The 23,346-nt window shown below is 65.2% G+C and carries 25 protein-coding genes and 1 riboswitch; of the genes, 19 read left to right on the top strand and 6 right to left on the bottom strand.

The features are described from left to right. Positions 1 to 17: 17 nt before the first annotated feature. A complete protein-coding gene (gene purU, locus IAQ70_RS02670; RefSeq protein WP_190987764.1) occupies positions 18 to 878 on the bottom strand; it encodes a formyltetrahydrofolate deformylase in 861 nt (286 codons plus the stop codon). Between the two features lie 42 nt (positions 879 to 920). After that, positions 921 to 1,007, top strand: a riboswitch (ZMP/ZTP riboswitch). Between the two features lie 142 nt (positions 1,008 to 1,149). Between purU and glyA the strand changes: the two genes are divergently transcribed. From glyA to IAQ70_RS02605, 13 genes are all read left to right on the top strand, one after another. Further along, on the top strand, positions 1,150 to 2,448 hold the full coding sequence (glyA, locus tag IAQ70_RS02665) for a serine hydroxymethyltransferase (protein WP_190987763.1): 1,299 nt from the start codon (positions 1,150 to 1,152) through the stop codon (positions 2,446 to 2,448). Between the two features lie 3 nt (positions 2,449 to 2,451). Further along, the gene (locus IAQ70_RS02660; protein WP_190987762.1) at positions 2,452 to 3,375 is read left to right on the top strand and encodes a bifunctional methylenetetrahydrofolate dehydrogenase/methenyltetrahydrofolate cyclohydrolase; all 924 of its coding nucleotides are present in this window, start codon (positions 2,452 to 2,454) and stop codon (positions 3,373 to 3,375) included. A gap of 100 nt (positions 3,376 to 3,475) precedes the next feature. Further along, on the top strand, positions 3,476 to 4,624 hold the full coding sequence (locus tag IAQ70_RS02655) for a sensor histidine kinase (protein WP_190987761.1): 1,149 nt from the start codon (positions 3,476 to 3,478) through the stop codon (positions 4,622 to 4,624). Continuing rightward, a complete protein-coding gene (locus IAQ70_RS02650; protein WP_190987760.1) occupies positions 4,621 to 5,286 on the top strand; it encodes a response regulator transcription factor in 666 nt (221 codons plus the stop codon). The genes IAQ70_RS02655 and IAQ70_RS02650 overlap by 4 nt, the downstream gene beginning before the upstream one ends. Before the next feature lie 149 nt (positions 5,287 to 5,435). Continuing rightward, complete coding sequence (locus IAQ70_RS02645; RefSeq protein WP_223858730.1) at positions 5,436 to 5,738, top strand: SHOCT domain-containing protein; 303 nt, start codon at positions 5,436 to 5,438, stop codon at positions 5,736 to 5,738. A gap of 159 nt (positions 5,739 to 5,897) precedes the next feature. Then, entirely contained in the window at positions 5,898 to 6,857 is a 960-nt protein-coding gene (locus tag IAQ70_RS02640) for an ABC transporter ATP-binding protein (protein WP_190987759.1), read from the top strand. Further along, positions 6,850 to 7,674, top strand: coding sequence for an ABC transporter permease (locus IAQ70_RS02635; RefSeq protein ID WP_190987758.1), 825 nt, complete (start codon positions 6,850 to 6,852; stop codon positions 7,672 to 7,674). Before IAQ70_RS02640 ends, IAQ70_RS02635 begins: the two co-directional genes overlap by 8 nt. Continuing rightward, a complete protein-coding gene (locus IAQ70_RS02630) occupies positions 7,671 to 8,501 on the top strand; it encodes an ABC transporter permease (RefSeq protein ID WP_190987757.1) in 831 nt (276 codons plus the stop codon). Before IAQ70_RS02635 ends, IAQ70_RS02630 begins: the two co-directional genes overlap by 4 nt. Positions 8,502 to 8,641: 140 nt before the next feature. Continuing rightward, positions 8,642 to 9,205 (top strand): hypothetical protein, encoded by a 564-nt coding sequence (locus IAQ70_RS02625; RefSeq protein WP_190987756.1) that lies wholly within the window; start codon positions 8,642 to 8,644, stop codon positions 9,203 to 9,205. A 10-nt stretch (positions 9,206 to 9,215) separates the two neighbouring features. Further along, positions 9,216 to 10,049: an exodeoxyribonuclease III gene (locus tag IAQ70_RS02620; protein ID WP_190987755.1), complete on the top strand. Its 834-nt coding sequence runs from the start codon at positions 9,216 to 9,218 to the stop codon at positions 10,047 to 10,049. Between the two features lie 18 nt (positions 10,050 to 10,067). After that, positions 10,068 to 11,108 carry a tryptophan--tRNA ligase gene (gene trpS, locus IAQ70_RS02615; RefSeq protein WP_190987754.1) on the top strand — a complete coding sequence of 347 codons (1,041 nt, stop codon included), beginning with the start codon at positions 10,068 to 10,070 and terminating at the stop codon, positions 11,106 to 11,108. Positions 11,109 to 11,112: 4 nt separating this feature from the next. Continuing rightward, on the top strand, positions 11,113 to 11,718 hold the full coding sequence (locus IAQ70_RS02610) for a 2'-5' RNA ligase family protein (RefSeq protein WP_190987753.1): 606 nt from the start codon (positions 11,113 to 11,115) through the stop codon (positions 11,716 to 11,718). A 37-nt stretch (positions 11,719 to 11,755) separates the two neighbouring features. After that, positions 11,756 to 12,805, top strand: a complete 1,050-nt coding sequence (locus IAQ70_RS02605) for a YihY/virulence factor BrkB family protein (RefSeq protein WP_190988080.1) — start codon at positions 11,756 to 11,758, stop codon at positions 12,803 to 12,805. On the opposite strand, the gene IAQ70_RS02600 is transcribed toward IAQ70_RS02605, so the two are convergent. From IAQ70_RS02600 to sdhC, 5 genes are all read right to left on the bottom strand, one after another. Continuing rightward, positions 12,762 to 13,532, bottom strand: coding sequence for an alpha/beta hydrolase family protein (locus IAQ70_RS02600; RefSeq protein ID WP_190987752.1), 771 nt, complete (start codon positions 13,530 to 13,532; stop codon positions 12,762 to 12,764). The two genes, IAQ70_RS02605 and IAQ70_RS02600, sit on opposite strands and share 44 nt — an antisense overlap. Positions 13,533 to 13,628: 96 nt before the next feature. Further along, positions 13,629 to 14,411 (bottom strand): succinate dehydrogenase iron-sulfur subunit, encoded by a 783-nt coding sequence (locus IAQ70_RS02595; protein ID WP_190987751.1) that lies wholly within the window; start codon positions 14,409 to 14,411, stop codon positions 13,629 to 13,631. Between the two features lies 1 nt (position 14,412). Next, positions 14,413 to 16,212: a succinate dehydrogenase flavoprotein subunit gene (gene sdhA, locus IAQ70_RS02590; RefSeq protein ID WP_190987750.1), complete on the bottom strand. Its 1,800-nt coding sequence runs from the start codon at positions 16,210 to 16,212 to the stop codon at positions 14,413 to 14,415. Between the two features lie 103 nt (positions 16,213 to 16,315). Continuing rightward, positions 16,316 to 16,777 carry a succinate dehydrogenase hydrophobic membrane anchor subunit gene (locus IAQ70_RS02585; RefSeq protein ID WP_190987749.1) on the bottom strand — a complete coding sequence of 154 codons (462 nt, stop codon included), beginning with the start codon at positions 16,775 to 16,777 and terminating at the stop codon, positions 16,316 to 16,318. A gap of 3 nt (positions 16,778 to 16,780) precedes the next feature. Then, positions 16,781 to 17,161 carry a succinate dehydrogenase, cytochrome b556 subunit gene (gene sdhC / locus IAQ70_RS02580; RefSeq protein ID WP_082576094.1) on the bottom strand — a complete coding sequence of 127 codons (381 nt, stop codon included), beginning with the start codon at positions 17,159 to 17,161 and terminating at the stop codon, positions 16,781 to 16,783. 257 nt (positions 17,162 to 17,418) lie between these two features. On the opposite strand from sdhC, the gene IAQ70_RS02575 reads away from it, so the two are divergent. The 6 genes from IAQ70_RS02575 to IAQ70_RS02550 all read left to right on the top strand — a co-directional run bounded on the left by IAQ70_RS02575 (position 17,419) and on the right by IAQ70_RS02550 (position 23,216). Then, positions 17,419 to 18,552: a mannose-1-phosphate guanylyltransferase gene (locus tag IAQ70_RS02575; protein ID WP_190987748.1), complete on the top strand. Its 1,134-nt coding sequence runs from the start codon at positions 17,419 to 17,421 to the stop codon at positions 18,550 to 18,552. Positions 18,553 to 18,602: 50 nt separating this feature from the next. Then, positions 18,603 to 19,802, top strand: coding sequence for an amidohydrolase (locus IAQ70_RS02570; RefSeq protein ID WP_190987747.1), 1,200 nt, complete (start codon positions 18,603 to 18,605; stop codon positions 19,800 to 19,802). Positions 19,803 to 19,941: 139 nt separating this feature from the next. After that, positions 19,942 to 20,376 (top strand): MarR family winged helix-turn-helix transcriptional regulator, encoded by a 435-nt coding sequence (locus tag IAQ70_RS02565; RefSeq protein WP_190987746.1) that lies wholly within the window; start codon positions 19,942 to 19,944, stop codon positions 20,374 to 20,376. A gap of 60 nt (positions 20,377 to 20,436) precedes the next feature. Further along, positions 20,437 to 20,868, top strand: a complete 432-nt coding sequence (locus tag IAQ70_RS02560) for an organic hydroperoxide resistance protein (protein WP_190987745.1) — start codon at positions 20,437 to 20,439, stop codon at positions 20,866 to 20,868. Beyond that, positions 20,865 to 21,887 carry an NADP-dependent oxidoreductase gene (locus IAQ70_RS02555; RefSeq protein ID WP_190987744.1) on the top strand — a complete coding sequence of 341 codons (1,023 nt, stop codon included), beginning with the start codon at positions 20,865 to 20,867 and terminating at the stop codon, positions 21,885 to 21,887. Before IAQ70_RS02560 ends, IAQ70_RS02555 begins: the two co-directional genes overlap by 4 nt. A gap of 219 nt (positions 21,888 to 22,106) precedes the next feature. Further along, positions 22,107 to 23,216 (top strand): BMP family lipoprotein, encoded by a 1,110-nt coding sequence (locus IAQ70_RS02550; RefSeq protein WP_425564779.1) that lies wholly within the window; start codon positions 22,107 to 22,109, stop codon positions 23,214 to 23,216. Positions 23,217 to 23,346 lie beyond the last annotated feature (130 nt).

The raw sequence follows: 23,346 nt of genomic DNA, 5'->3' as shown, positions 1-23,346 counted from the left end.
GGGTCAGGAGGTGGCTGCTAGTTGAAGACCACGGTCCGGTTGCCATCCAGCAGCACCCGGTGCTCGGCGTGCCACTGGACTGCCTGGGTCAGTGTCCGGCCCTCGACGTCCCGGCCCATTTGCACAAACTGTTCCGGGGTCCGGGCGTGGTCCACCCGGATGACTTCCTGCTCAATGATGGGGCCCTCGTCCAGGGCGGCCGTGACGTAATGGGCGGTGGCGCCTATCAGCTTCACCCCGCGCGCATGGGCCTGGTGGTACGGCTTGGCGCCCTTGAAGGAGGGCAGGAACGAGTGGTGAATGTTGATGGCCTTGCCGGTCAGCTCCGCGCAGAGGTCATCGGAAATGATCTGCATGTAGCGGGCCAGCACGGTGAGTTCGATGTCGTGTTCGGCCATGAGGGCACGAAGTTTGTCCTCGGCTTCCGCCTTGGTCTGCGGCGTGACCGGGATGTAGTGGAACGGAATGCGGTAGAACTCGGCAAGGCCGGCGAGGTCCCGGTGGTTCGAGACGATGGCGGGGATTTCGATCGGCAGGGTGCCGGAGCGCTGCTGGAAGAGGATGTCGTTGAGGCAGTGCGCCGAGGTGCTGGCCATCAGCAGGGTCCGCACTTTCTGGCCGACGGCGTTCAGGCTCCACTGCATGCCGAAGGCCGCCACCACCGGTTCAAGGGCGGCCTTGAGCTCGGCCCGGGAGGCCGTCGTCGTGGCTTCCACGCGCATAAAGAAGTTGCCGGTGGCGGGGCTGCCGTACTGCTGTGAGTCCAAAATATTACAGCCGGCTACCAGCAGGGCGCCGGCCACGGCGTGGACGATTCCGGGGCGGTCCGGGCAGGACAGGGTTACAACATACGACTGGTTCAGCTGCTCATCACTCACGCTTACCAGCCTACCCGCGCGCCACCGAAGGTTTTGGTAGTCTTGGCAGGTCGCAACTGGCGTTGGGTGGCTTAACCACCAGGGAGCGGCAATCACGAAGACCACGGATCGTACGCCTGGGCCGAGGGTCATGTCTTGCCGGACAAGTGCTGCAACCCTGAGGGAAACAGCCACTTTCCCGCACTTTCACGCCCTGTCATTTAGGGGCGGTTGTGCGCGCCAGCCGGTAGCCTGACCTTAGCAGTGCCCGTATCCCTAGCCAGGAGTTTTCGTGACTACTACCGCCACCACAACAGCCGCCGTCAGCAACCAGTCGCTGGCCGAGCTGGATCCCGAAATCGCTGCAGTCCTCGACCAGGAACTTGGCCGCCAGCGCGGCACCCTGGAAATGATCGCCTCCGAAAACTTCGCGCCGCGCGCCGTGATGGAAGCCCAGGGCTCGGTCCTGACCAACAAGTACGCCGAGGGTTACCCGGGCCGCCGCTACTACGGTGGCTGCGAATATGTGGACATCGCCGAGCAGTTGGCCATCGACCGCGTCAAGGCACTGTTCGGTGCCGAATACGCCAACGTCCAGCCGCACTCCGGTGCGCAGGCCAACGCCGCAGCACTGTCCGCCATGATCACCCCGGGCGACAAGATCCTGGGCCTGTCCCTGGCCCACGGCGGCCACCTGACCCACGGCATGAAGCTGAACTTCTCCGGCAAGCTGTACAACGTGGCTGCCTACCAGGTGGAGGAAGACAACTTCCGCGTGGACATGGACAAGCTGCGCGAGCAGGCCATCGCCGAGAAGCCGCAGGTCATCATCGCCGGCTGGTCAGCGTACCCCCGCCACCTGGACTTCGCAGCCTTCCGCTCCATCGCCGACGAGGTGGGTGCGCTGCTCTGGACCGATATGGCGCACTTCGCCGGCCTGGTCGCAGCAGGCCTGCACCCGAGCCCGGTGCCGCACTCCGACGTCGTCACCTCCACCGTGCACAAGACCCTCGCCGGTCCGCGCTCCGGTGTGATCCTGGCGAAGCAGGAGTGGGCCAAGAAGATCAACTCCAACGTCTTCCCGGGCCAGCAGGGCGGCCCGCTGATGCACGTCATCGCAGCCAAGGCCGTGGCGTTCAAGATTGCGGGCACCGAGGAGTTCAGGGAACGCCAGGAGCGCGTCCTCGAAGGCGCCAAGATCATCGCGGACCGGCTCAACCAGGCCGACGTCGCCGAAGCCGGCGTCTCGGTCCTCACCGGCGGAACCGACGTCCACCTGGTCCTGGTTGACCTGCGCAACTCGCAGCTCGACGGCCAGCAGGCAGAAGACCTCCTGCACTCCGTGGGCATCACGGTCAACCGCAACGCCGTTCCGTTCGACCCGCGTCCGCCGATGGTCACCTCCGGCCTGCGCATCGGCACCCCCGCCCTGGCCACCCGCGGCTTCGGCGCAGCGGAATTCACCGAGGTGGCCGAGATCATCGCCACCGCCCTGAAGGCCGGTTCCGCCACGGACGTAGAGGCCCTGCAGTCCCGCGTGGACAAGCTCGCCGCCGACTTCCCGCTGTACCCGCAGCACGAGCAGTGGTGATCCGTGACTGCAAAAGCGACTGAGACCGCCAAGATCCTTGACGGCAAGGCGGCCGCCGCCGCCATCAAGTCCGAGCTCGCCGAGCGTGTCGCCGTACTGAATGCCCGTGGCGTTACTCCCGGCATAGCTACCGTGCTTGTGGGCGCGGACCCGGCTTCCCAGCTGTACGTGTCCATGAAGCACAAGCAATCCGTGGCGATCGGGATGAACTCGATCCAGCGTGAGCTGCCCGCGGATGCCACCCAGGCCCAGGTTGAGGCGCTCATTGACGAACTCAATGCGGACCCTGCCTGCCACGGATACATTGTGCAGCTGCCGCTGCCCAAGCATCTGGATACGGACGCCATCCTGGAGCGGATTGACCCCGCCAAGGATGCCGACGGCCTGCACCCGACCAACCTTGGCCGGCTGGTTCTCAACGTCAGCGGCGAGATCACCTCGCCGTTGCCGTGCACGCCCCGCGGCGTCATCGAGCTCCTGGAACGCAATGGCTACAGCCTCGCCGGCAAGCACGTCGTGGTGGTCGGGCGCGGTGTCACGGTCGGCCGGACCATCGGCCTGCTGCTCACCCGCCGGTCCGTGAACGCCACCGTAACGCTGACGCACACGGGTACCAAGAACCTTTCCGAGCTGCTGCGGCAGGCGGACGTCATTGTGGGCGCCGCGGGTGTCAAGCACATCGTCAAGGCCGCGGACGTCAAGCCGGGTGCTGCCCTGCTCGACGTTGGTGTCACGCGTGAAACCGATTCTGAGACGGGCAAGAGCAAGGTCCACGGCGACATCGAACCTGCTGCCGCCGAGGTGGCCGGCTGGATTTCGCCGAACCCGGGCGGCGTCGGTCCCATGACTGTGGCGCTGCTGATGACCAACGTGGTCGAGGCCGCGGAACGCCAATTGGCCCAGAAAGACGGCCCGGGCATCGCCTGATCTCCGTTGCGTACACCGTAGGGCGCCTACTCCACCAGGAGTAGGCGCCCTACGTCGTCAGGCAGACGACGTTCCTCAGCCGGGGGCATAAGCTCGGAGCATGCAGCGCCGTTTCCGGGGGCCACCCACCGCCGTCATTGTGGTGTTGGTGGCCATGATCCAGGTGGTGGGCACCGTCTTTGCGTCGGCCCGTCAGCCGGACCACCGGCCCCTGGATCTCCTCGCCTTCGCCTTGCTGCTGCTGGGACCGGCCTCCCTGACCCTCCGCCGGCGTGCGCCGCTGGTAATGCTTCCGGTCGCGCTGGCGGCCGCCGCGGTGTACCTGGCCCTTGGCTACGCGTGGGGCCCGGTGGTCCTGTCCTTCGCCGTCGCCCTGGTCCTCACTGCATCGGCGGGACAGCGGATACTCGCCTGGACAGTTGTTGGCCTGGGCGCTGGTGCCGTGACGCTGGGTGCGGTCCTGAGTGGCGATGAAGCCAGCCTGCTGCGGGCCTTCGCCGGTGCCGCCTGGCTCGCCATCCTGGTCCTGTTCGGTGAGGGCATCCGTCTGCGAAGTGAGCGGGTGGCCGAACGGCACCGCCAGCGTGAGGCCGCCGAACAGGCTGCCCGTGACGAATACCGGCTGGGCCTTGCCCGGGATATCCATGACGTGGTGGCGCATTCGCTGTCCCTGATCAACGTCCGGGCTTCTGTCGCGCTGCACCTGGGGGAGAAGGACCCAGGGCAGTTCCGGCCTGCCCTGGAAACCATCAAAGCCGCGAGCAAGGAGTCGCTGGCGGAGGTCCGCCAGCTGCTCGGCGTCCTCCGGGAGGATGTTCCACTCAGCCCTACCCAGCGGCCCACCATTTCCCGCATGCCGGCCCTGGCCGATAACGCCCGCCGGGCAGGGCCGGACGTCCGCCTGGATATAGACCCCGCCGCGGAGGAAGCGCCGCCCCAGCTCCAGGAGGCCGCGTACAGGATTGTGCAGGAGGCGCTGACGAATGTGGTGAGGCATTCCGGGGCGGTGACAGCCGCCGTCGTGATCCGCTTAGGGGAGGGGGAACTGTCAGTGACAATCGACGACGACGGTGCGGGCGCAGCCGGAGTGCCGGAAGGCAACGGCATCACGGGGATGCGGGAGAGGGCGGCGGCGTTGGGCGGCAGGCTGGAACTGGGCAGGCTGGAAGCGGGGCGTGCGGCCGGGGCGGGCTGGCGGGTCCGCGCGGTTTTCCCGCTCCCTGCCGGGGGTAACGGCGGACCGGTATGATCAACGTCCTGCTGGCCGACGACCAGACACTCATCCGCGCCGGCTTCCGGGCCCTGCTGGACGCCGAACCGGACATGGAGGTCGTGGCCGAATGCGGCACTGGCCAGGATGCCGTTCGCCTCGCCGGGCAGCACCGGCCGGACGTGGTCCTGATGGACATCCGCATGCCCGGTGGCGACGGCCTCGCGGCAACACGGCAGATCCTGGCCAATCCCTCGCTGGCGGGGACGCGGGTGGTCATCCTCACCACTTTTGAGCTCGATGAATACATTGCCGAGGCCGTCCGGGCGGGCGCCGCCGGGTTCCTGGTCAAGGACACCGAGCCGGCCGAGTTGCTGCGCGCCGTCCGTGTGGTGCACGACGGCGACGCCCTCCTGTCCCCGTCCGTCACCCGGCGGATCATGGCCCAGCTGGCAGTTCATTCACGGGCGGCCGAGCGGCCCGCCGTGCTGGACGGCATCACCGGGCGGGAACGGGAAGTGCTGCAACTGGTGGGCGAGGGCCTGAACAACGCCGAAATAGCGGACCGCCTTTTCATCACGCCGCTGACCGCCAAAACCCACGTATCGCGGATCATGACCAAACTGATGGTCAGGGACCGCGTGCAGCTGGTGGTGCTGGCGTACGAGTCCGGCCTGGTGCGGCCGGGCTGGGCGGGCTGAAAGCCGCCTCCGGCGCATCCGCCGGTCTCCCGGGGGAGTACGGAACCCAACCCAGGTGACTCCCGCCGTCGGACGCATTCCGGGGGCGGCGAAGCGAGACTCGATAAGGAGCCGAAGGACGGCTCCGACGAAGAGTCTGGAGTATCGAGATGTTGACTTCCTTTACCAGTGTGATGGCCACCGCGGCCGTACAGGTCCCGGCGGACACCGTGGTGTATGGCCCGTGGCACGGCGGTTTTTCGCCGTGGTTCCTGCTGTTCCCGCTGTTCTGGCTCCTGGTCATCGGACTGCTCATATTTGTGGCCCGCCGGACCTGGCGGCGGAACCACCAATGGACTGCCACCCAGGGAGCCGAAAGCGTGGTGCGGGAGCGGTACGCGCGCGGCGAGATCGACGAAACCGAGTTCCGCCAGCGCCTTGAGGTCCTGCGCAGCGGTGACAGTCAGCGGTGACAAGCAGCGGTGACAAGCAGCCCGACGGATTCTTCGCCACCATTCGGCTGGAAAAACCCCTGGGCCGCGGAACCACACGGCTTCGGGGCGTGCGGCCGGGAATGATGGCGCAGAATCCGACGACGGACTAGTCTGCGGAGGGTGCGCAACAAAGCCATCGTGTCCTCCACACCTTCCGACGGCCTCCCCGCCCGGCAGGCAACGGTCATCGCCGCGGAGGACCTGCGCAAGACCTACGGCGACGTCGCCGCCGTCGACGGGATTTCGTTCAGCGTGCCGGCAGGGGAGTCCTTCGGCCTGCTCGGCCCGAACGGGGCCGGCAAATCCACCACCATGAAGATGATCGGCGCGGTCACGCAGCGCACGTCCGGGAAACTCAGCATCATGGGTTTGGACCCGGACAGCCATGGGCCGGAAGTCCGCGCGCTCCTGGGCGTGGTGCCGCAGCAGGACAACCTGGACGAGGAGCTCAGGGTCCGCGACAACCTGCTGGTCTATGGCCGTTACTTCGGCCTGCCCATGAGCTATCTCCGGCCGAAGGCCGACGAGCTGCTGGAGTTCGCCCAGCTCACGGACAAGGCCAAGTCCAAGGTGGACGCGCTGTCCGGCGGCATGAAACGGCGCCTGACCATTGCGCGGTCGCTCATCAACGAACCGCGCATCCTGCTGCTGGACGAACCCACCACCGGGTTGGACCCGCAGGCCCGGCACACCCTGTGGGACCGCCTGTTCCGCCTCAAGGAGCAGGGCGTCACGCTGATCCTGACCACGCACTACATGGATGAAGCCGAGCAGCTGTGCGATCGGCTGATCGTGGTGGACAAGGGCAGGATCATGGCCGAGGGATCACCCGCCCAGCTCATCCGCGAGCACTCCACCAGGGAAGTGCTCGAGCTGCGGTTCGGCTCCGAACGAAACGCCATCATCGGCCCGGAGCTCCAGGGGATCGGCGAACGCCTCGAGGCACTCCCGGACCGGGTGCTGATTTACGCGCACGACGGCGAGGCCGCCCTTGAGCAGGTTTCCTCCCGTGGCCTCCGGCCGGTGACATCCTTGGTGCGCCGGTCGTCTTTGGAGGACGTGTTCCTGCGCCTTACCGGCCGGAGCCTGGTTGACTGAGCGGGCTCACGCACCGGAGGTCTCCGCGGCGAGGGCGCGCCGCTGGGGTGCGTTCTACTACGCCGAACAGGTCCTCCGCGTCATGAAGGGCTACGGCTGGTCAATCCTCATGTACAGCGTGGGTCAACCCGTGGCCTACCTCTTTGCCATGGGTGTGGGGCTGGCCGCGCTGGTGGACGCGGAGGATGCGGGAGCCTTCGGCGGGGTCAGCTATCTGGCCTTCATTGCGCCGGCGTTGCTGGTTTCAGCCGCGGTCATGTCCGCTGCCAACGAGTTCACCTTCCCCGTGATGGACGGGTTCAAATGGCGCCGGACCTATTACGGGCCGCACGCGTCCCCGCTCACCCCGCAACAGATTGCCGCCGGGCAGATCATCGCTGTGACGCTCCGCCTGCTGCTGCAGTCCGCCGTCTACTTCGCGGCCGTGGCATGGTTCGGCGCCTCGCCGTCCGGCTGGGGCTGGGTGGGCATCGCGGTGGCCACTCTCGCCGGGCTGGCCTTCGGCCTGCCGCTGATGGCCTACTCGGCGTCGATCAAGGATGAGAAGGGCCAGTTCGCGCTGGTGATGCGCTTCATCGTGATGCCGCTCTTCCTCTTCTCCGGAACGTTCTTCCCGCTGGACACGCTGCCCCTGGCCGTCCGCTGGATCGGCTGGATCTCACCCATCTGGCACGGCACCGAACTGGGCCGGGTCTTCAGCTACGGCTACCAGGAACCGCCGGTCCTCACCCTGGTGCACATTGTGGTGCTCGTGGCCCTCACGGTACTCGGCTGGGTCCTCACGAAGCGCCAGTTCATCCGGAGGCTGGGCCAATGAGCACCGTCACCGGCCACAGCGTCACGGAGGAGGCGCGGAACAGGAGGTTCGGGCCGCTGTATTCCCGCAACGCCCAAGCCGTGATCTCGCGCGGGCTGATGGCCACCAGGAGCACCAACTGGCTGGTCATGCTGTCCGGCTTCTTTGAGCCTGTGCTGTTCCTGATCTCCATGGGCGTGGGCCTGGGCGCCATTGTGGGCGCCGTACAGGGGCCCGACGGAACGGAAATCAGCTACGCCGCCTACATCGCGCCGGCGCTGCTGGCCGTCTCGGCCATGAACGGTGCGGTGTACGACTCCACCTGGAACGTGTTCTTCAAGATGAATTTCGCCAAGCTCTACCAGGGCATGCTGTACACGTCCCTGGGCCCGCTCGACGTGGCACTTGGCGAGATCTTCCTGGCGCTCCTGCGCGGCCTGATGTATGCCGCCGGGTTCACCGCGGTGATGGGGCTGATGGGTTTGATCACCACGCCCTGGGCCATCCTGATGATTCCGGCATCCTTACTCATCGCCTTCGGATTCGCCAGCCTGGGGATGGGCATCACCAGCTTCCTGAAGACCTTCCAGCAGATGGACTGGATCAACTTCATCATGCTGCCGATGTTCCTCTTCAGCGCCACCTTCTACCCGCTCAGCGTCTACCCGCAGTACATCCAGTGGCTCATCCAGGCCATGCCGCTCTGGCACGGCGTGGAGCTGCTGCGCCAGATCAGCGTGGGCGTGTTTACCCCGGCCACCGCGATCCATGTCGGCTACTACCTGCTGATGATCGCACTGGGCATGCTGCTCACCACCGTGCGGCTGCGGAAGCTGTTCCTGAAGTAGCCCCTGCCCAACTGGGTAGCAGTAGATGTCGTTTTGAGCGCCCAAAACGACATCTGCTGCTACTTAGTTGGGGGAGGGGAGGTGTTCGCCGGGGGTGGAAGGTGCGCAAAGGGTGCCGCGGCGTTTGAGACAATGGACCCATGCGATCTCTGGGTAACCCTCACTCTCCGTCCGGCCGGTCCAAGGGCGGCTTCTCCATGCTCCGGATCAGCGGCCCGGGGATGATGGTTTTTATCATCGCCTTCCTGGTTGCCGTGATTTTCGCCGCCAACCAGAACGACGTCGTGGGCTGGGTTGTGGCGGTCATCGCCGGCTTCTGGCTCGCGCTGGCAGCCTTTGTGGTGTTCAGCATCCAGAAGGCCGCCAAAAAGGCTGGCGCCAAACTGACGGAAGCCCAGAACGCCTTTAACAGCGCCGCCGGCCGCGCACCGTCGTCGGCCTCTGCTGACCACGGCGGCACCCGGGTGGTGTCCGAGCGGACCGGGGCGGACGAGGTCCGGGACCTCAAGCTGGACCACTCCTTCAAGATCGTGCAGGTGCAGATCCGGGTGGTGGAGCAGGAACGGGCCAAGGGGGAGGCCGCGGACCAGGACACGATCCGCCGGGCGCTGGAGACCATCGAAATCACCGCAACGAACGCCCGGGACATGATCCGCTCCGCCGGGAGCACCGGGGACCCGGTCAGCGGAACCATCATCGACTAGAGTGGTGCGGGTGAGTTCGGCATTGAAGAAGGATCACCTTCGCATCGCATCAGTCAACGTCAACGGCCTCCGGGCTGCCTATAAGAACGGCATGGCGGCCTGGCTGGAGCCTCGCGACGTGGACATTCTCTGCCTCCAGGAGGTCCGGGCACCTGACGCGATTGTCCGCCAGTTGCTCGGCGACGGCTGGCACATCCTGCACGCCGAGGCGGAAGCCAAAGGCCGCGCCGGCGTCGCCATTGCGTCCCGCGAAGAACCCCTGTACACCCGCAACGGCATCGGCGATGACTATTTCGCCACCGCCGGCCGCTGGGTGGAAGCCGATTTCCGGCTGACGGACGCCAGCGGAGAACCCGTCCAGCTGACCGTTGCCAGCGCCTACGTGCACTCCGGCGAAGTCGGAACCCCCAAGCAGGTGGACAAGTACCGGTTCCTGGATGTCATGAGCACCCGCCTGCCGGAGCTCACCAAGCACAGCGATCACGCCCTGGTGGTTGGCGACCTCAACGTTGGCCACACCGAACGGGACATCAGGAACTGGAAGGGCAACGTCAAGAAGGCAGGCTTCCTGCCGGACGAACGCGCCTATTTTGACCGCTTCTTCGGCGAGGACATCGGTTGGAAGGATGTCCACCGGGGCCTGGCAGGCGACGTGGACGGCCCCTACACCTGGTGGTCACAGCGTGGCCAGGCGTTCGACAACGACACCGGCTGGCGCATTGATTACCACCTGGCCACCCCGGACCTCGCCGCTGCCGCGTTCTCGGCAGTTGTGGACCGGGCGCCCTCGTGGGACACGCGCTTCTCTGACCATGCCCCGCTGGTAGTGGACTACCGGCTCTAAATCTTAAGGTTCGAACGAATGACCAGCTCACCCTCACACGGCCGCAAGCGCATCCTGTCCGGCGCCAAGCCCACAGCGGACTCCCTGCACCTGGGCAACTACATCGGCGCGGTCCGCAACTGGGTGGACATGCAGTCCGCCTACGACGCCGTCTTCTTCATCCCCGACCTCCACGCCATCACCGTGGACTTCGACCCGGCGGAACTGAGCAACCGCACCCGTGTGGTGGCGGCGCAGTACATCGCCGCGGGCATTGACCCGGACAAAAGCATTTTCTTCGTCCAGTCCCACGTCCCGGAGCATGCGCAGCTGGCGTGGGCGCTGAACTGCATCACGGGGTTCGGCGAAGCCTCCCGCATGACCCAGTTCAAGGACAAGACCCAGAAGGCCGGCGCCGACGCCGCCACACTGGGACTGTTCGCGTACCCCACCCTGATGGCCGCCGATATCCTGTTGTACCAGACCGACCTGGTGCCGGTGGGTGAGGACCAGCGCCAGCACCTGGAGCTGACCCGGAACCTGGCCCAGCGGTTCAACACCCGCTTCGGCGAGACCTTCACCGTGCCCGAGGCCACCATCCTCAAGGAAAGCGCGAAGATCTACGACCTGCAGAACCCCACCGCCAAGATGTCGAAAACGGGGGAATCGCCCAACGGCTCCATCCAGCTCCTGGAGGACCCCAAGATCGCTGCCAAGCGCATCAAGTCGGCGGTGACGGATACCGGGACGGAGATCCGCTTTGATCTCGAACAGAAGCCGGGCGTCTCCAACCTGCTGACCATCTACTCCTCCCTGACCGGCAAGTCGGTGGCGGAGCTCGAGGCCGAATACCAGGGCAAGATGTATGGCCACCTGAAGGTGGACCTCGCCGAGGTGATGGTGGACTTCATCACGCCGTTGCGGAACCGCACCAACGAGCTGATGGCGGATCCGGCCGAGCTGGACCGGCTGCTGGCCCGGGGCGCAGAACGTGCCCGCGAGATCGCCTCGGTGACGCTCAGCCAGGTCTACGAGCGGATGGGTTTCCTGCCCTCGCTGCGCCTTGCCGGAGTCCGTTAGAGCGATGCGGGCCGCGAGGACTGTCAGCGAAGGAATGAGCGTCGGTGTCATTCTGGGGTTCCCGCCTGCCATCGCGGCGGAACTGCAGCGGTGGCGGGCTTCGTTCGGTGATCCGATGGCCGGGGTGGTCCCTGCCCACATCACGCTGGTCACCACCACCCCCACCGACGACTGGGAAGCCACCCGCGCCCACGTCCACGAGGTGGCGCGCAACCAGGCCCCGTTCATGGTGACCATCTCCGGCACGGGGACCTTCCGGCCAGTCTCCCCGGTGGTCTACATCAAGGTTGAAGAGGGCTTCGACGCCTGCGTGGACCTGCACGAGAAACTCCAAACCGGTCCACTCCAACGGGAACTGCCGTTCTCCTACCACCCCCATGTCACCATCGCCCACGATGTTGCCCCGGAGAGCCTCGATGAGGCCGAAACGGTGCTCGAAAGCTACAAGGCCACCTTCCCTGTGGTTAGCATGGGACTCTACGAGCACGATGCTGACGGCATCTGGCAGCTACGGGAAGAGTTGGACTTTGGGACCGAAACTGACGACGACGGCGGGACCCGCGGCACCAAAACGGACGCCGACGCAAACGGAGCCACCGCTTCCCACTGAACAGGCCCGCCTGAAGCTGGCCGTCATCCAAAAGAGGATCGATTGGGGCAAAGCCAGAAGATCCGACGGCGGCCCGCTGGCCAGCCTCCTGGCCATGGTCCAGTGGCTGCTCGCCCGGCTCAATGCCTTCCGGCCGATGCGCGCGTTTCAGCACTACACGCTCCAGCACGGCCCCCTGATGAGCGCCGGCATCGGCTTCAACATGTTCTTCTCCATCACCGGCCTGCTGGCCACCGGGTTCTCCATCGCCGGCCTGGTGCTGCGCGGCCAGCCTGCCCTGCTGGACACCATCATCAGCAGCGTGGCACAAAGCGCGCCCGGCCTGCTGAAAGTCAACGGCGGGGCGGGCCTGGTTGATCCCAAGGACCTGCTGAACCCGGACGGCCTGGGGTGGACAGCCGTGATTGCGGCTGTGGTTACTATCATCACGTCCCTGGGGTGGATCGCCGGGCTCCGCGACGGGCTTCGCGGCGTGGTGGAACTGCCGCCGCTGAAAATGAACATCATCCTGATGAAGCTGCGGGACGCCGGCACCCTGCTGCTCCTGGGAGTGGCCCTGGTCATCAGTGCCGGAGCGTCCCTGGTGTTCGGCACGGCAGCTGGCTGGGTCAGTGACTTCCTGCGGCTGGACCCTGCCGTCGCCGGTCCGCTGACCACGCTGATCAAGATTGGTGTGCCGCTGGTCCTGAGCTGGGTGACCGCCGTCGTGATGTTCCGGCTCGCGGGCGGGCTCAAGCTGTCCCGGCGGGCCCTGCTTGAGGGGACCGTCCTGGCGGCGGTGGGCACCACCATCCTGCAGGTGTTCAGCACCGAACTGCTCGCCGGCGCCGGCCGTAACCCCATCCTGGCACCGTTCGCCATCATCATCGGGCTGCTGATCTGGTTCAACCTGGTCAGCCAGGTCTACCTGGTATCGGCAGCCTGGTCAGCAATCCGCGATGAGGACCTCAAGAGCGCGCCTGCCGGCCACGAGAAGGGGCTGTGGGGCGCCCGCCACATCCAGCCCGGCAAGACTCCCGTGGAGCACGATGGCGGTCTTCGGACTAGTGCCCGGCGTCGAGGTACTGGTCGGCCCAGGCAGAAATAATCCGGGCGGCGCGGGCCGCCTGGCCTTTGCCGGTCAGGAGGTGGTCGCTGCCTTCGAGCGAGATGAAATTCCGCGGGTGGCGTGCGGTTTGGAAGATGGTGCTGGCGTTTTCGATGCCCACCGTGTTGTCCGTGGGGGAGTGCAGCACCATCAGCGGCTTGTGCAGCTGGCGGATGCAGTCCGTGAGGTCCGCGTTCTCAAGGTCCTCCACAAAATGCTTGCGGATTTCCACCCGCTTCCCGCCGAGGTCCACCTCCGCGCTGCCTTCGCTGAGGATCTTGTCGAGGGCAGCGTCGAACACGTGCGCCACGTGCTTGGGCGAGAACGGCGCACCCACGGTAGCGACGGCGTCGAGCTCGGGTATCTGCCTGGCGGCGGACAGCACGGCCGCCCCGCCAAAGGAGTGGCCCACCAGCAGGGAAATGGCCTTGCCCTGGGCGCGCATGAACTCTGCTGCCTTGACCGTGTCCGCCACCTTGTGGCTGAAGGAGCCCTCGGACCAGTGGCCTGCGGATTCGCCCAGCCCCAGGTTGTCGAAGCGCAGCATGCCTATCCCGGTGTCAGCCAGGGCCTTGCACATCCGCGAGGCCGAGGGGCTGTCCTTGCCCAGCGTGAAGCCGTGCGAGAACAAACCCCAGCCCCGCACCGGTCCCTCCGGCACGTCGATGATGCCGGACAGGATTTCGCCGGTGGAGCCTTCGAAGCTGACTTTTTCGGAACGGGACATCGCGTGCTGCTTTCGTGGGTGCCGTCAGGGGGTTAAACAACGACGGCGCCTATCACCATAAAGGTGAGGGACGCCGTCGTACGCAAAAAACTGAAATTAGATCTTGCGGGAGAGGATTGCCTGCTTGACCTCGGCGATGGCCTGGGTCACCTGGATGCCGCGGGGGCACGCTTCGGAGCAGTTGAAGGTGGTGCGGCAGCGCCACACGCCTTCCTTGTCGTTGAGGATCTCCAGGCGCATGTCGCCGGCATCATCGCGGGAATCGAAGATGAAGCGGTGTGCGTTGACGATCGCGGCGGGGCCGAAGTACTGGCCGTCAGTCCAGAACACGGGGCAGGACGACGTGCACGCGGCGCACAGGATGCACTTGGTGGTGTCGTCGAACCGCTCACGGTCCTCGGCGGACTGCAGGCGTTCCTTGGTGGGCTCGTGGCCCTTGTTGATCAGGAACGGCATGACTTCGCGGAAGGACTGGAAGAACGGTTCCATGTCCACGATCAGGTCCTTTTCCACCGGCAGGCCCTTGATGGGCTCAACGGTGATGGGCTTGGACGTGTCCAGGTCCTTCAGGAGGGTCTTGCAGGCGAGGCGGTTGCGGCCGTTGATGCGCATGGCATCGGAACCGCAGACGCCGTGGGCGCAGGAACGTCGGAAGGAGACGCTGCCGTCGATTTCCCATTTGACCTTGTGCAGGGCATCCAGCACGCGGTCGGTGCCGTACATGGTCACCTTGAAGTCATCCCAGGTGGCGTCCTCGGACACCTCGGGGTTGTAGCGGCGCACACGCAGCGTGACGTCGAAGGAAGGGATGTCCCCGCCCCCGCCGACGCCGGCGGGCAGTTCGATCTTGGATGCTGGCTCAGCGAGTTCAGCGCTCATCTTAGTACTTCCTCACCATCGGCTCGTAGCGCGTAAAGACCACCGGTTTGGTGGCAAGTCGGATGCCCGCGATCGACTCAGCGGAACCGTCCGCCGGTGCGTGGTCGTCCTTGTACGCCATGGAGTGCTTCATGAATTTCTCGTCGTTCCGGTCCGGGAAGTCCTCGCGGAAGTGTCCGCCGCGGGATTCCTCACGGTGCAGTGCCGCTACCGTCATGACCTTCGCCAGCTCCAGCAGGAAGCCGAGCTCAACGGCCTCAAGCAGGTCCAGGTTGAAGCGCTTGCCCTTGTCCTGGACACTGATGTTCTTGTAGCGCGCTTCGAAGGACTCGATGTCGCGCAGGACCTGGTTCAGCGTGTCCGCGGTGCGGAACACCTGCATGTTGGCGTCCATGGTGTCCTGCAGGTCCTTGCGGATCAGGGCCACCTTTTCGTCGCCGGTGCCGTTGCGGGCAATGTTCAGCAGATCGATGGTGTATGCCTCCGGGTCTTCGGGGAGTTCCACGAAGTCGGCGGTCTTGGAGTACTCGGCCGCTGCAATGCCGGCGCGCTTGCCGAACACGTTGATGTCCAGCAGGGAGTTGGTGCCCAGTCGGTTGGAGCCGTGGACGGAAACGCAGGCCACTTCACCGGCGGCGTAAAGGCCAGGAATCACGGTGTCGTTGTCCTGCAGGACCTCGGCGCTGATGTTGGTGGGAATGCCGCCCATGGCGTAGTGCGCCGTCGGGAACACGGGCACCGGCTCCGTGTACGGCTCCACACCAAGGTAGGTGCGGGCGAACTCGGTGATGTCCGGCAGCTTGGCGTCGATGTGCGCCGGCTCCAGGTGGGTCAGGTCCAGGAGGACATAGTCCTTGTTCGGGCCACAACCGCGGCCTTCGCGGACTTCGTTGGCCATGGAACGGGCCACGATGTCACGCGGTGCGAGGTCCTTAATGGTGGGGGCGTAGCGCTCCATGAAGCGCTCACCCTCGGAGTTGCGCAGGATGGCGCCCTCACCGCGGGCTGCTTCGGACAGCAGGATGCCCAGGCCGGCAAGGCCTGTCGGGTGGAACTGGAAAAATTCCATGTCCTCCAGCGGGATTCCGCGGCGGAAGGCGATTCCCATGCCGTCACCGGTGAGGGTGTGGGCGTTGGAAGTGGTCTTGAAGACCTTGCCCGCGCCGCCGGACGCGAACACCACGGACTTGGCCTGGAAGACGTGCAGTTCACCGGAGGCGAGGTCATAGGACACGACGCCGGCAACGCGCTTCTGCTTGTACGGCGTGCCGTCTTCGCGGACAGCGTCTTCCTCGACCGTCAGCAGGTCCAGGACGTAGTACTCGTTGTAGAACTCCACATTGTGCTTGACGCAGTTTTGGTACAGCGTCTGCAGGATCATGTGGCCGGTACGGTCGGCGGCGTAGCAGGCGCGGCGGACCGGAGCCTTGCCGTGATCGCGGGTGTGGCCGCCGAAACGGCGCTGGTCAATGCGGCCTTCAGGCGTGCGGTTGAACGGCAGGCCCATCTTCTCAAGGTCCAGCACGGCGTCGATGGCTTCCTTCGCCATGACCTCCGCAGCGTCCTGGTCAACCAGGTAGTCGCCGCCCTTGACGGTGTCGAACGTGTGCCATTCCCAATTGTCTTCCTCGACGTTGGCAAGGGCCGCACACATGCCACCCTGCGCCGCACCGGTGTGCGAGCGGGTGGGGTAGAGCTTGGTCAGTACTGCTGTGCGCGCGCGCTGACCGGACTCGATCGCGGCGCGCATGCCAGCGCCACCGGCACCGACGATGACGACGTCGTACTTATGGACCTGCATACTTGGGCGCTCTTTCTCTCAAAATTCGCAATAAAACAACGGGCAGGCGTTACCTGCACCGCAAAACTCAGGCCATGGCCCGTGGGCGACGGCCGGGTTGTGGCTACGCGGGGCAGAAGCCGCCGGGCAGGGGAACACCGTCGACGACGGGGCACGGGTTGAAGGTGAAAATCACCAGGGTGCCCAGGACGATGATCACGGTGGTGGCCGCGTACAGGACGATCTTGAGCGCGAGGCGGGTGGAATCCTTCTCGGCGTAATCGTTGATGATGGTGCGGACGCCGTTCGTGCCGTGCAGCATGGCCAGCCACAGCATGGCGAGGTCCCAGATCTGCCAGAACGGGTCAGCCCACTTGCCGGCGACGAAACCGAAGTCGATGGCGTGGATGCCTTCGCCCACCAGGAGGTTCACGAAGAGGTGGCCGAAGATCAGCACCACCAGCACAATGCCGGAGAGGCGCATGAACAGCCACGCCAGCATTTCGAAGTTGCCCTTGGAACCGCCGGTGCGGCGGTACTGCGGCGAGATCTTCCCGCTGCGTGGGCTGTCAATGGTTGCAGTCATGGCTTAGTGACCTCCAAGAGCGAGGGAAAGGTGGCGAATGGAGAAGCCGACCATCACAACTACCCACAGGGCCAGGACGGTCCACAGCATCTGGCGCTGGTACTTGGCGCCCTTCTTCCAGAAGTCGACCGCGATGATCCGCAGGCCGTTGAAGGCGTGGAAAACAATGGCGGCAACCAGGCCCGTTTCACCCAGGGCCATGAGGGGGTTCTTGTATGCACCGATGACTGCGGTGTAGGCCTCAGGGGACACACGCACCAATGAGGTGTCCAGCACATGGACCAACAAGAAGAAAAAGATCACTACACCGGTAATACGGTGTCCTACCCAGGACCACATGCCTTCACGGCCGCGGTACAAGGTGCCAGCTGGTTTCGTCGGCACTGATAAACCTCCCTGCAACACAGCGGCGCTGGCATGAGATCCACGCGGGGGGAACGCCTGCTGCGAGAGCACTCGTAGCTCAGAGCCTAAATGTAGGCTTCGCTAACAGCTTATTCAATTTAGGAACCACTTGGTGACCCCGCAATGCCGGGGTTTTGGTTTTAATTGAGACAAAGGCCACACGCGGCGGCCGGGAGAAGGCCTTATGACGCCGCCACAGCGGGGACCCGGGGGCCGATCGGCTAAAGTGGGGCCTGATGAGTACAGACCAAGTGACAAGCCCGGCTTCACCCCTTGACCGTTTTATCGCGGTGATTCCGGCAGGCGGAGTGGGGACCCGCCTCTGGCCCCTGTCACGTGCAGCAGCTCCCAAATTCCTTCACGACCTCACGGGGTCCGGCAGTACCTTGCTGCGTGCCACCTACGACCGCCTGGAGCCGCTCGCGGGCCGGCGCGTCCTGGTGGTCACCGGCACTGCGCACCGGGCCGCCGTGTGCCGCCAGCTGCCTGAAGTGCAGGACTCGGACCTGGTCCTCGAAAGCGAGCCCAAGGATTCCGGCGCCGCGATCGGCCTGGCGGCCGCCATCCTGCACGAGCGCGACCCGGAAACCATCATGGGCTCGTTCGCCGCGGACCAGGTGATCAGCCCGGACCACCTCTTCCAGGCAGCGGTCCGCGAAGCCATTTATACGGCAGCCGCCGGCAAGATCGTGACCATAGGCATCAAGCCCACCCACCCGTCCACCGGCTTCGGCTACATCCGGGCCGGGCGGGAACTCCACATCGACGGCGCGCCAAGCGCCCAGGCCGTAGTGGAGTTCGTGGAGAAGCCGGACGAGGAAGTGGCCCAGCAGTACGTGGACAGCGGCGAGTACGTCTGGAACGCCGGCATGTTCGTGGCTCCGGTGGCCCTGATGCTCAAGCACCTTGAAGCCAACCAGCCTGAACTGTTCAAGGGCCTGCTGGAGATCGCCCAGGCCTGGGACACTCCTGAACGTGATGCCGTGACGGCCCGCATATGGCCCACACTGCCCAAGATTGCCATCGACTACGCAGTGGCGGAACCGGCCGCGGCCGCCGGCGACGTCGCCGTGGTGCCGGGCACTTTCGGCTGGGACGACGTCGGGGATTTCGCTTCGGTGGGCCGGCTCAACAGTGCGCGGGAAGTGGACGACGTTACGGTCATCGGCGAGGGGGCGCGCGTCTTCACTGAGAACGCCAGCGGCGTGGTGGTTTCCGACACGAAGCGCGTTATCGCCCTGATCGGTATTAAGGACGTGGTCATTGTGGACACGGGGGATGCCCTGCTGGTAACCACCAAGGAACACGCCCAGCGGGTCAAGGGCGCCGTTGACGCCCTCAAGGCCAGTGGCGACACCGACGTTCTGTAACTCTGCAACGCTGATGACGCTATTCCCGGGTCGCTCGCTAGAGTAAATGAGTGCGTAATTACACTACTGAAGCCGAGCCCACCACATTAGTGCGGCCGTGGCTGGAGCCACTCCTGCCGGAACTGATCGATTTCCGCAGGGATCTTCATGCGCACCCGGAGCTTTCCTTCAAGGAATTCCGCACCACGGACAAGCTGGTGGAGCGTCTCGAAGCCGCGGGCCTCGCGCCGCGGCGGCTTGAGGGCACCGGACTCACCGTGGACATCGGTGAAGGACCGATTGCCACGGCACTCCGCGGCGACATTGATGCCCTGCCGATCATCGAGGAAACAGGGTTGCCGTTCGCCTCGAAGAACCACGGCGTCACGCATGCCTGCGGCCACGACGTCCACACCGCCACCATGCTCGGCGTCGCCCTGGTCCTGCAGAAGATGCACGAAGAGTCACCGCTGGCCGGCACGGTCCGCATCATCTTCCAGCCGGCCGAGGAGACCATGCCCGGCGGCGCGCTGTCCTGCATCGAGCAGGGCGTCCTGGAGGGTGTGCCGCGCATCTTTGCCCTGCACTGCGACCCGAGGATCGACGTCGGCCGCATCGGTACGCGGATCGGCGCCATTACGTCCGCGTCAGACACCATCAAGATCGAACTGAGCGGCCGCGGCGGCCACACTTCCCGGCCGCACCTCACCGAGGACCTGGTGTTCGCCCTGGCCCAGATCGCTGTCAACGTCCCCGCGGTGCTGTCCCGCCGGGTGGATGTCCGCAGCGGCGTCTCCGTGGTGTGGGGCCAGATCAATGCCGGATCCGCACCGAACGCCATTCCCGGAACGGGTTACATGGCAGGCACCATGCGCTGCCTCGACCGGGATGCCTGGCACGGTGCCGGCGAACTCCTTGACGAAGTGGTTCAGCAGGTGGCCGCACCCTATGGCGTGGACGTGCACCTGGAGCACACCCGGGGAGTGCCGCCCGTAGTAAACACCGAGCACGAAACAGCCCTGATTGAGGCGGCGGCCCGAGCCGAACTCGGGGAGAGCGCAGTGACGCTGACGCCGCAGTCCATGGGCGGCGAGGATTTCGCCTGGTTCCTTGCCGAACTGCCCGGCGCCATGGTGCGCCTGGGCACCAAGACGCCCGGCGGTGAGGAGTACGACCTGCACCGGGGGGACTACATCCTGGACGAACGCGCCCTGGGCCTGGGCATCCAGGTGCTCACGGCCGCCGCCCTCCGGACCATCCGCGACCTCTAGCCAACACTCTCGGCCCGCCGCAGCGAACGGACGCTTGATACCCCCGGAAGGGGCGTCAGGTGTCCGTTTCGCAGTTAAAGAAGAGTCCGCAATTCGAGATAAGTTGTGCACAATTGAATTGTGCCCTAGGGTTACAAGGGTGAAAGATGCCCCCCGCCTCGACCGCCAGGTCTGTTTCGCCCTCTACTCCGCCTCCCGTGCTGCCACAGCGGTCTACCGCCCCGTGCTTGAGGACCTCGGCCTGACCTATCCGCAATATCTGGTCATGCTGGTCCTCTGGGAATCGGAACCGAAGGGCGTCAAGGAACTCGGTGGCGAACTGGGCCTTGACTCCGGCACGTTGTCGCCGCTGCTCAAACGCCTCGAAGCGATGGGGCTGGTGGAGCGCCGCCGGTCCGGGGAGGACGAGCGCCGCGTAGCGGTCCACCTGACGCCGGCCGGCCGCGAACTCAGCAGCAAGGCGAACGCGATTCCCCAGCGGCTGGCGGAGGCCGCAGGGCTGTCGGACGGGGAGCTGGAACAGCTCCGCAGCACGCTCGAGCGGCTTACCGAGGCACTTCACAGCTCCCACTGAGCGCACTATCGCGCTGACCACCCAAAGATTTCCGTTAACCACTTCAACAGAACGGACCCTATGAAAACCCTCTACACTGCCGAGGCCCTGGCGTCGGGCGAAGGCCGCGATGGCAACGCCCGCACCAACGACGGGAAACTGGATGTCAGCCTGGCCAGTCCGCCGGAGCTGGGCGGTGACGGCAAAGGCACCAACCCGGAGCAGCTCTTCGCTGCCGGCTACGCGGCCTGCTTCCACTCGGCGCTCCGCCTCGTGGGGCGCAAGGAGCGTGCCGACCTGACGGACTCAGCGGTGGCGGCCAAGATCCACTTCGGCGCATTGGACGACGGCGTGGGTTACGGCCTTGCGGCGGAACTGGAGATCGCCGTTCCCGCCATGGACCTGGCGACGGCGGAAGCCCTCGTGGCCAAGGCGCACCAAATCTGCCCCTACTCCAACGCCACCCGCGGAAACATGACCGTCGACATCAAGATCCTGGAGTTCGCCGCATGAGCACAGCTACAGCACTACCAACGTCCACCCGCGAAATCCGCCTCGCCTCGCGTCCGGCAGGACGCCCGGTCCCGGAGAACTTCCGCCTCGCTGAGTCACCGTTGCCCGAACTCGGGGACGGCCAGGTCCTGGTCCGCAACCTCTACATCTCGGTGGACCCCTACATGCGCGGCCGCATGAATGACGCCAAATCGTACTCAGCGCCGTTCGCGCTGGATGCAGCGCTCGACGGCGGCGCGGTGGGTGAGGTCATCGCGTCCAGGTCCGACGCACGGAAGGTGGGGGACGTCGTCGTCCACCAGTTGGGTTGGCGCGAATACGCCGTTCTGGACGCCGACGCAACGTCGGTTGCCCGCACGGACCTGGCCCCGGCGTCGGCCTTCCTTGGCGCGCTGGGCATGACCGGCCTGACGGCCTACGCAGGACTGCTCAAGGTTGCCGAATTCAAGCCCGGCGATGCGGTGTTCGTTTCAGGCGCCGCCGGGGCCGTAGGTTCCCTGGTGGGCCAGATCGCCAAAGCCATGGGCGCTTCACGCGTGATCGGCAGCGCCGGAACGCCCGAAAAAGTGGCGCGGCTCCTCGAGTTGGGCTTTGATGCCGCCTTTAATTACCGGGACGCGCCGGTCCGTGACCAGCTCAAGGCAGCGACCGGCGGCAAGGGGATTGACGTGTACTTCGACAACGTTGGCGGCGAGCACCTCGAAGCGGCGCTGGCCGAGCTCAACGTGGGCGGACATGTGGCAATGTGCGGGGCCATCGCGCAGTACAACTCCACCGAAGCCACGCCGGCTCCGCGGAACCTGATGCTCGCCATCGGCAAGCAGCTCACCCTCCGCGGCTTCCTGGTGGGCGGACAGCGCCAGCACAGGGCGGAATTCTTCGAGAAGATGTCAGCGTGGCTTGCGGACGGTTCAGTCCGGTACGACGAGACCGTGGTGGATGGGTTGGAGAACGCCCCGCAGGCGTTCATGGATCTGCTTGAGGGTGCCAACACGGGCAAGATGCTCGTGCGCCTCTAACCGGCGCCAGGGGTGTCCTACCCGTTGGTAACAACTTCTCAACAATCTTCAGGATCCAACCCGTGATGTGGTAGCCGATGTGCTTCAGACCACTAATGTTGCTTCTATCAGTGCGCTCCGGCGCAGTGCTGCGAAGCCGTCAGTGATAACAGAATTTCAGTGTAGAAACGGACACTCATTGAATTCGAGTCGTAGCGCCACTCTCTCCCTGGAGGAAATTTGAAGAACACACTGCGCACTAAGTTCAAGCGCGGCTCGATGGTCGGCGTGGCCTCAGCCGGTGCTACGGCACTCCTGCTGACCGGCTGCGGCGCCGCACCTGACAGCGGAAGCACCGCCACAAACACGGCAAGCGATTACAGCGGCTGCATTGTGTCCGACTCCGGCGGATTCGATGACCAGTCGTTCAACCAGTCCTCCTACGAAGGGCTGAAGAAGACCGAAAAGGACCTGGGCATCAAGGTCAACCAGGTGGAGTCGAAGACCAACAACGACTTCGAGCCGAATTTGCGTGCCATGGTCACCGCGGGCTGCGACCTCACCATCACAGTGGGCTACCTCCTCGGTGACGTCACCAAGGCCCAGGCCACTGCCAACCCGAACAGCCACTTTGCGATCATTGACGTTGGCTACCCCACACCGATCGCCAACGTCAAGCCGATCATTTACGACACCGCCCAGGCAGCGTTCCTCGCTGGATACCTGGCCGCCGGATCCACCAAGACAGGTACCGTGGCCACTTTCGGCGGCATCAAGATCCCCACCGTCACCATCTTCATGGACGGCTACGCAGACGGTGTGAAGTACTACAACGAGAAAAAGGGCAAGAACGTCAAGGTCCTGGGCTGGGACAAGGCTGCCCAGGACGGCAGCTTTACCGGCGACTTCGAAAAGCAGGACGTCGGCAAGCAGCTCACCCAGAACTTCCTGGACCAGGGCGCGGACATCGTGATGCCCGTTGCCGGCCCGGTGGGCAAGGGTGCAGGCGCAGCGCTGAATGAAGCGAAGGCTGCCGGCAAGGACGTCAAGCTCATCTGGGTCGACTCCGACGGCTTCCTCACGGCTCCCGACTACAAGGACATCATGCTGTCCTCGGTCATGAAGCAAATGGGCGAGGCAGTGGAAACCGTGGTGAAGGAAGACAAGGACGGCAAGTTCACCAACACCCCGTACGTCGGCACGCTGGCGAATGACGGCGTCCAGCTGGCCCCGTTCCACAGCTTCGATTCCCAGGTTCCTGCCGAGCTGAAGTCCGAGCTGGACCAGATCAAGAAGGACATCGTGGACGGCAAGCTGAAGGTCGAGTCTGCGGCTAGCCCCAAGGTATAGCTTTCCCCGCTAAGCGCCACCCCCGGATGGTCATCGACTGGCCGGGCGGTGGCGCTTTTCGTTGGATGCCTGCCCCAGCGCAACAGCCCACCAGGGACTGCAGGCACTAGGCTGGTGCTGCAGCCCCATA

This window comes from Pseudarthrobacter sulfonivorans, assembly GCF_014712225.1.
Lineage (GTDB): Bacteria > Actinomycetota > Actinomycetes > Actinomycetales > Micrococcaceae > Arthrobacter > Arthrobacter sulfonivorans.
This window is presented reverse-complemented; position numbering and strand designations above follow the sequence as displayed.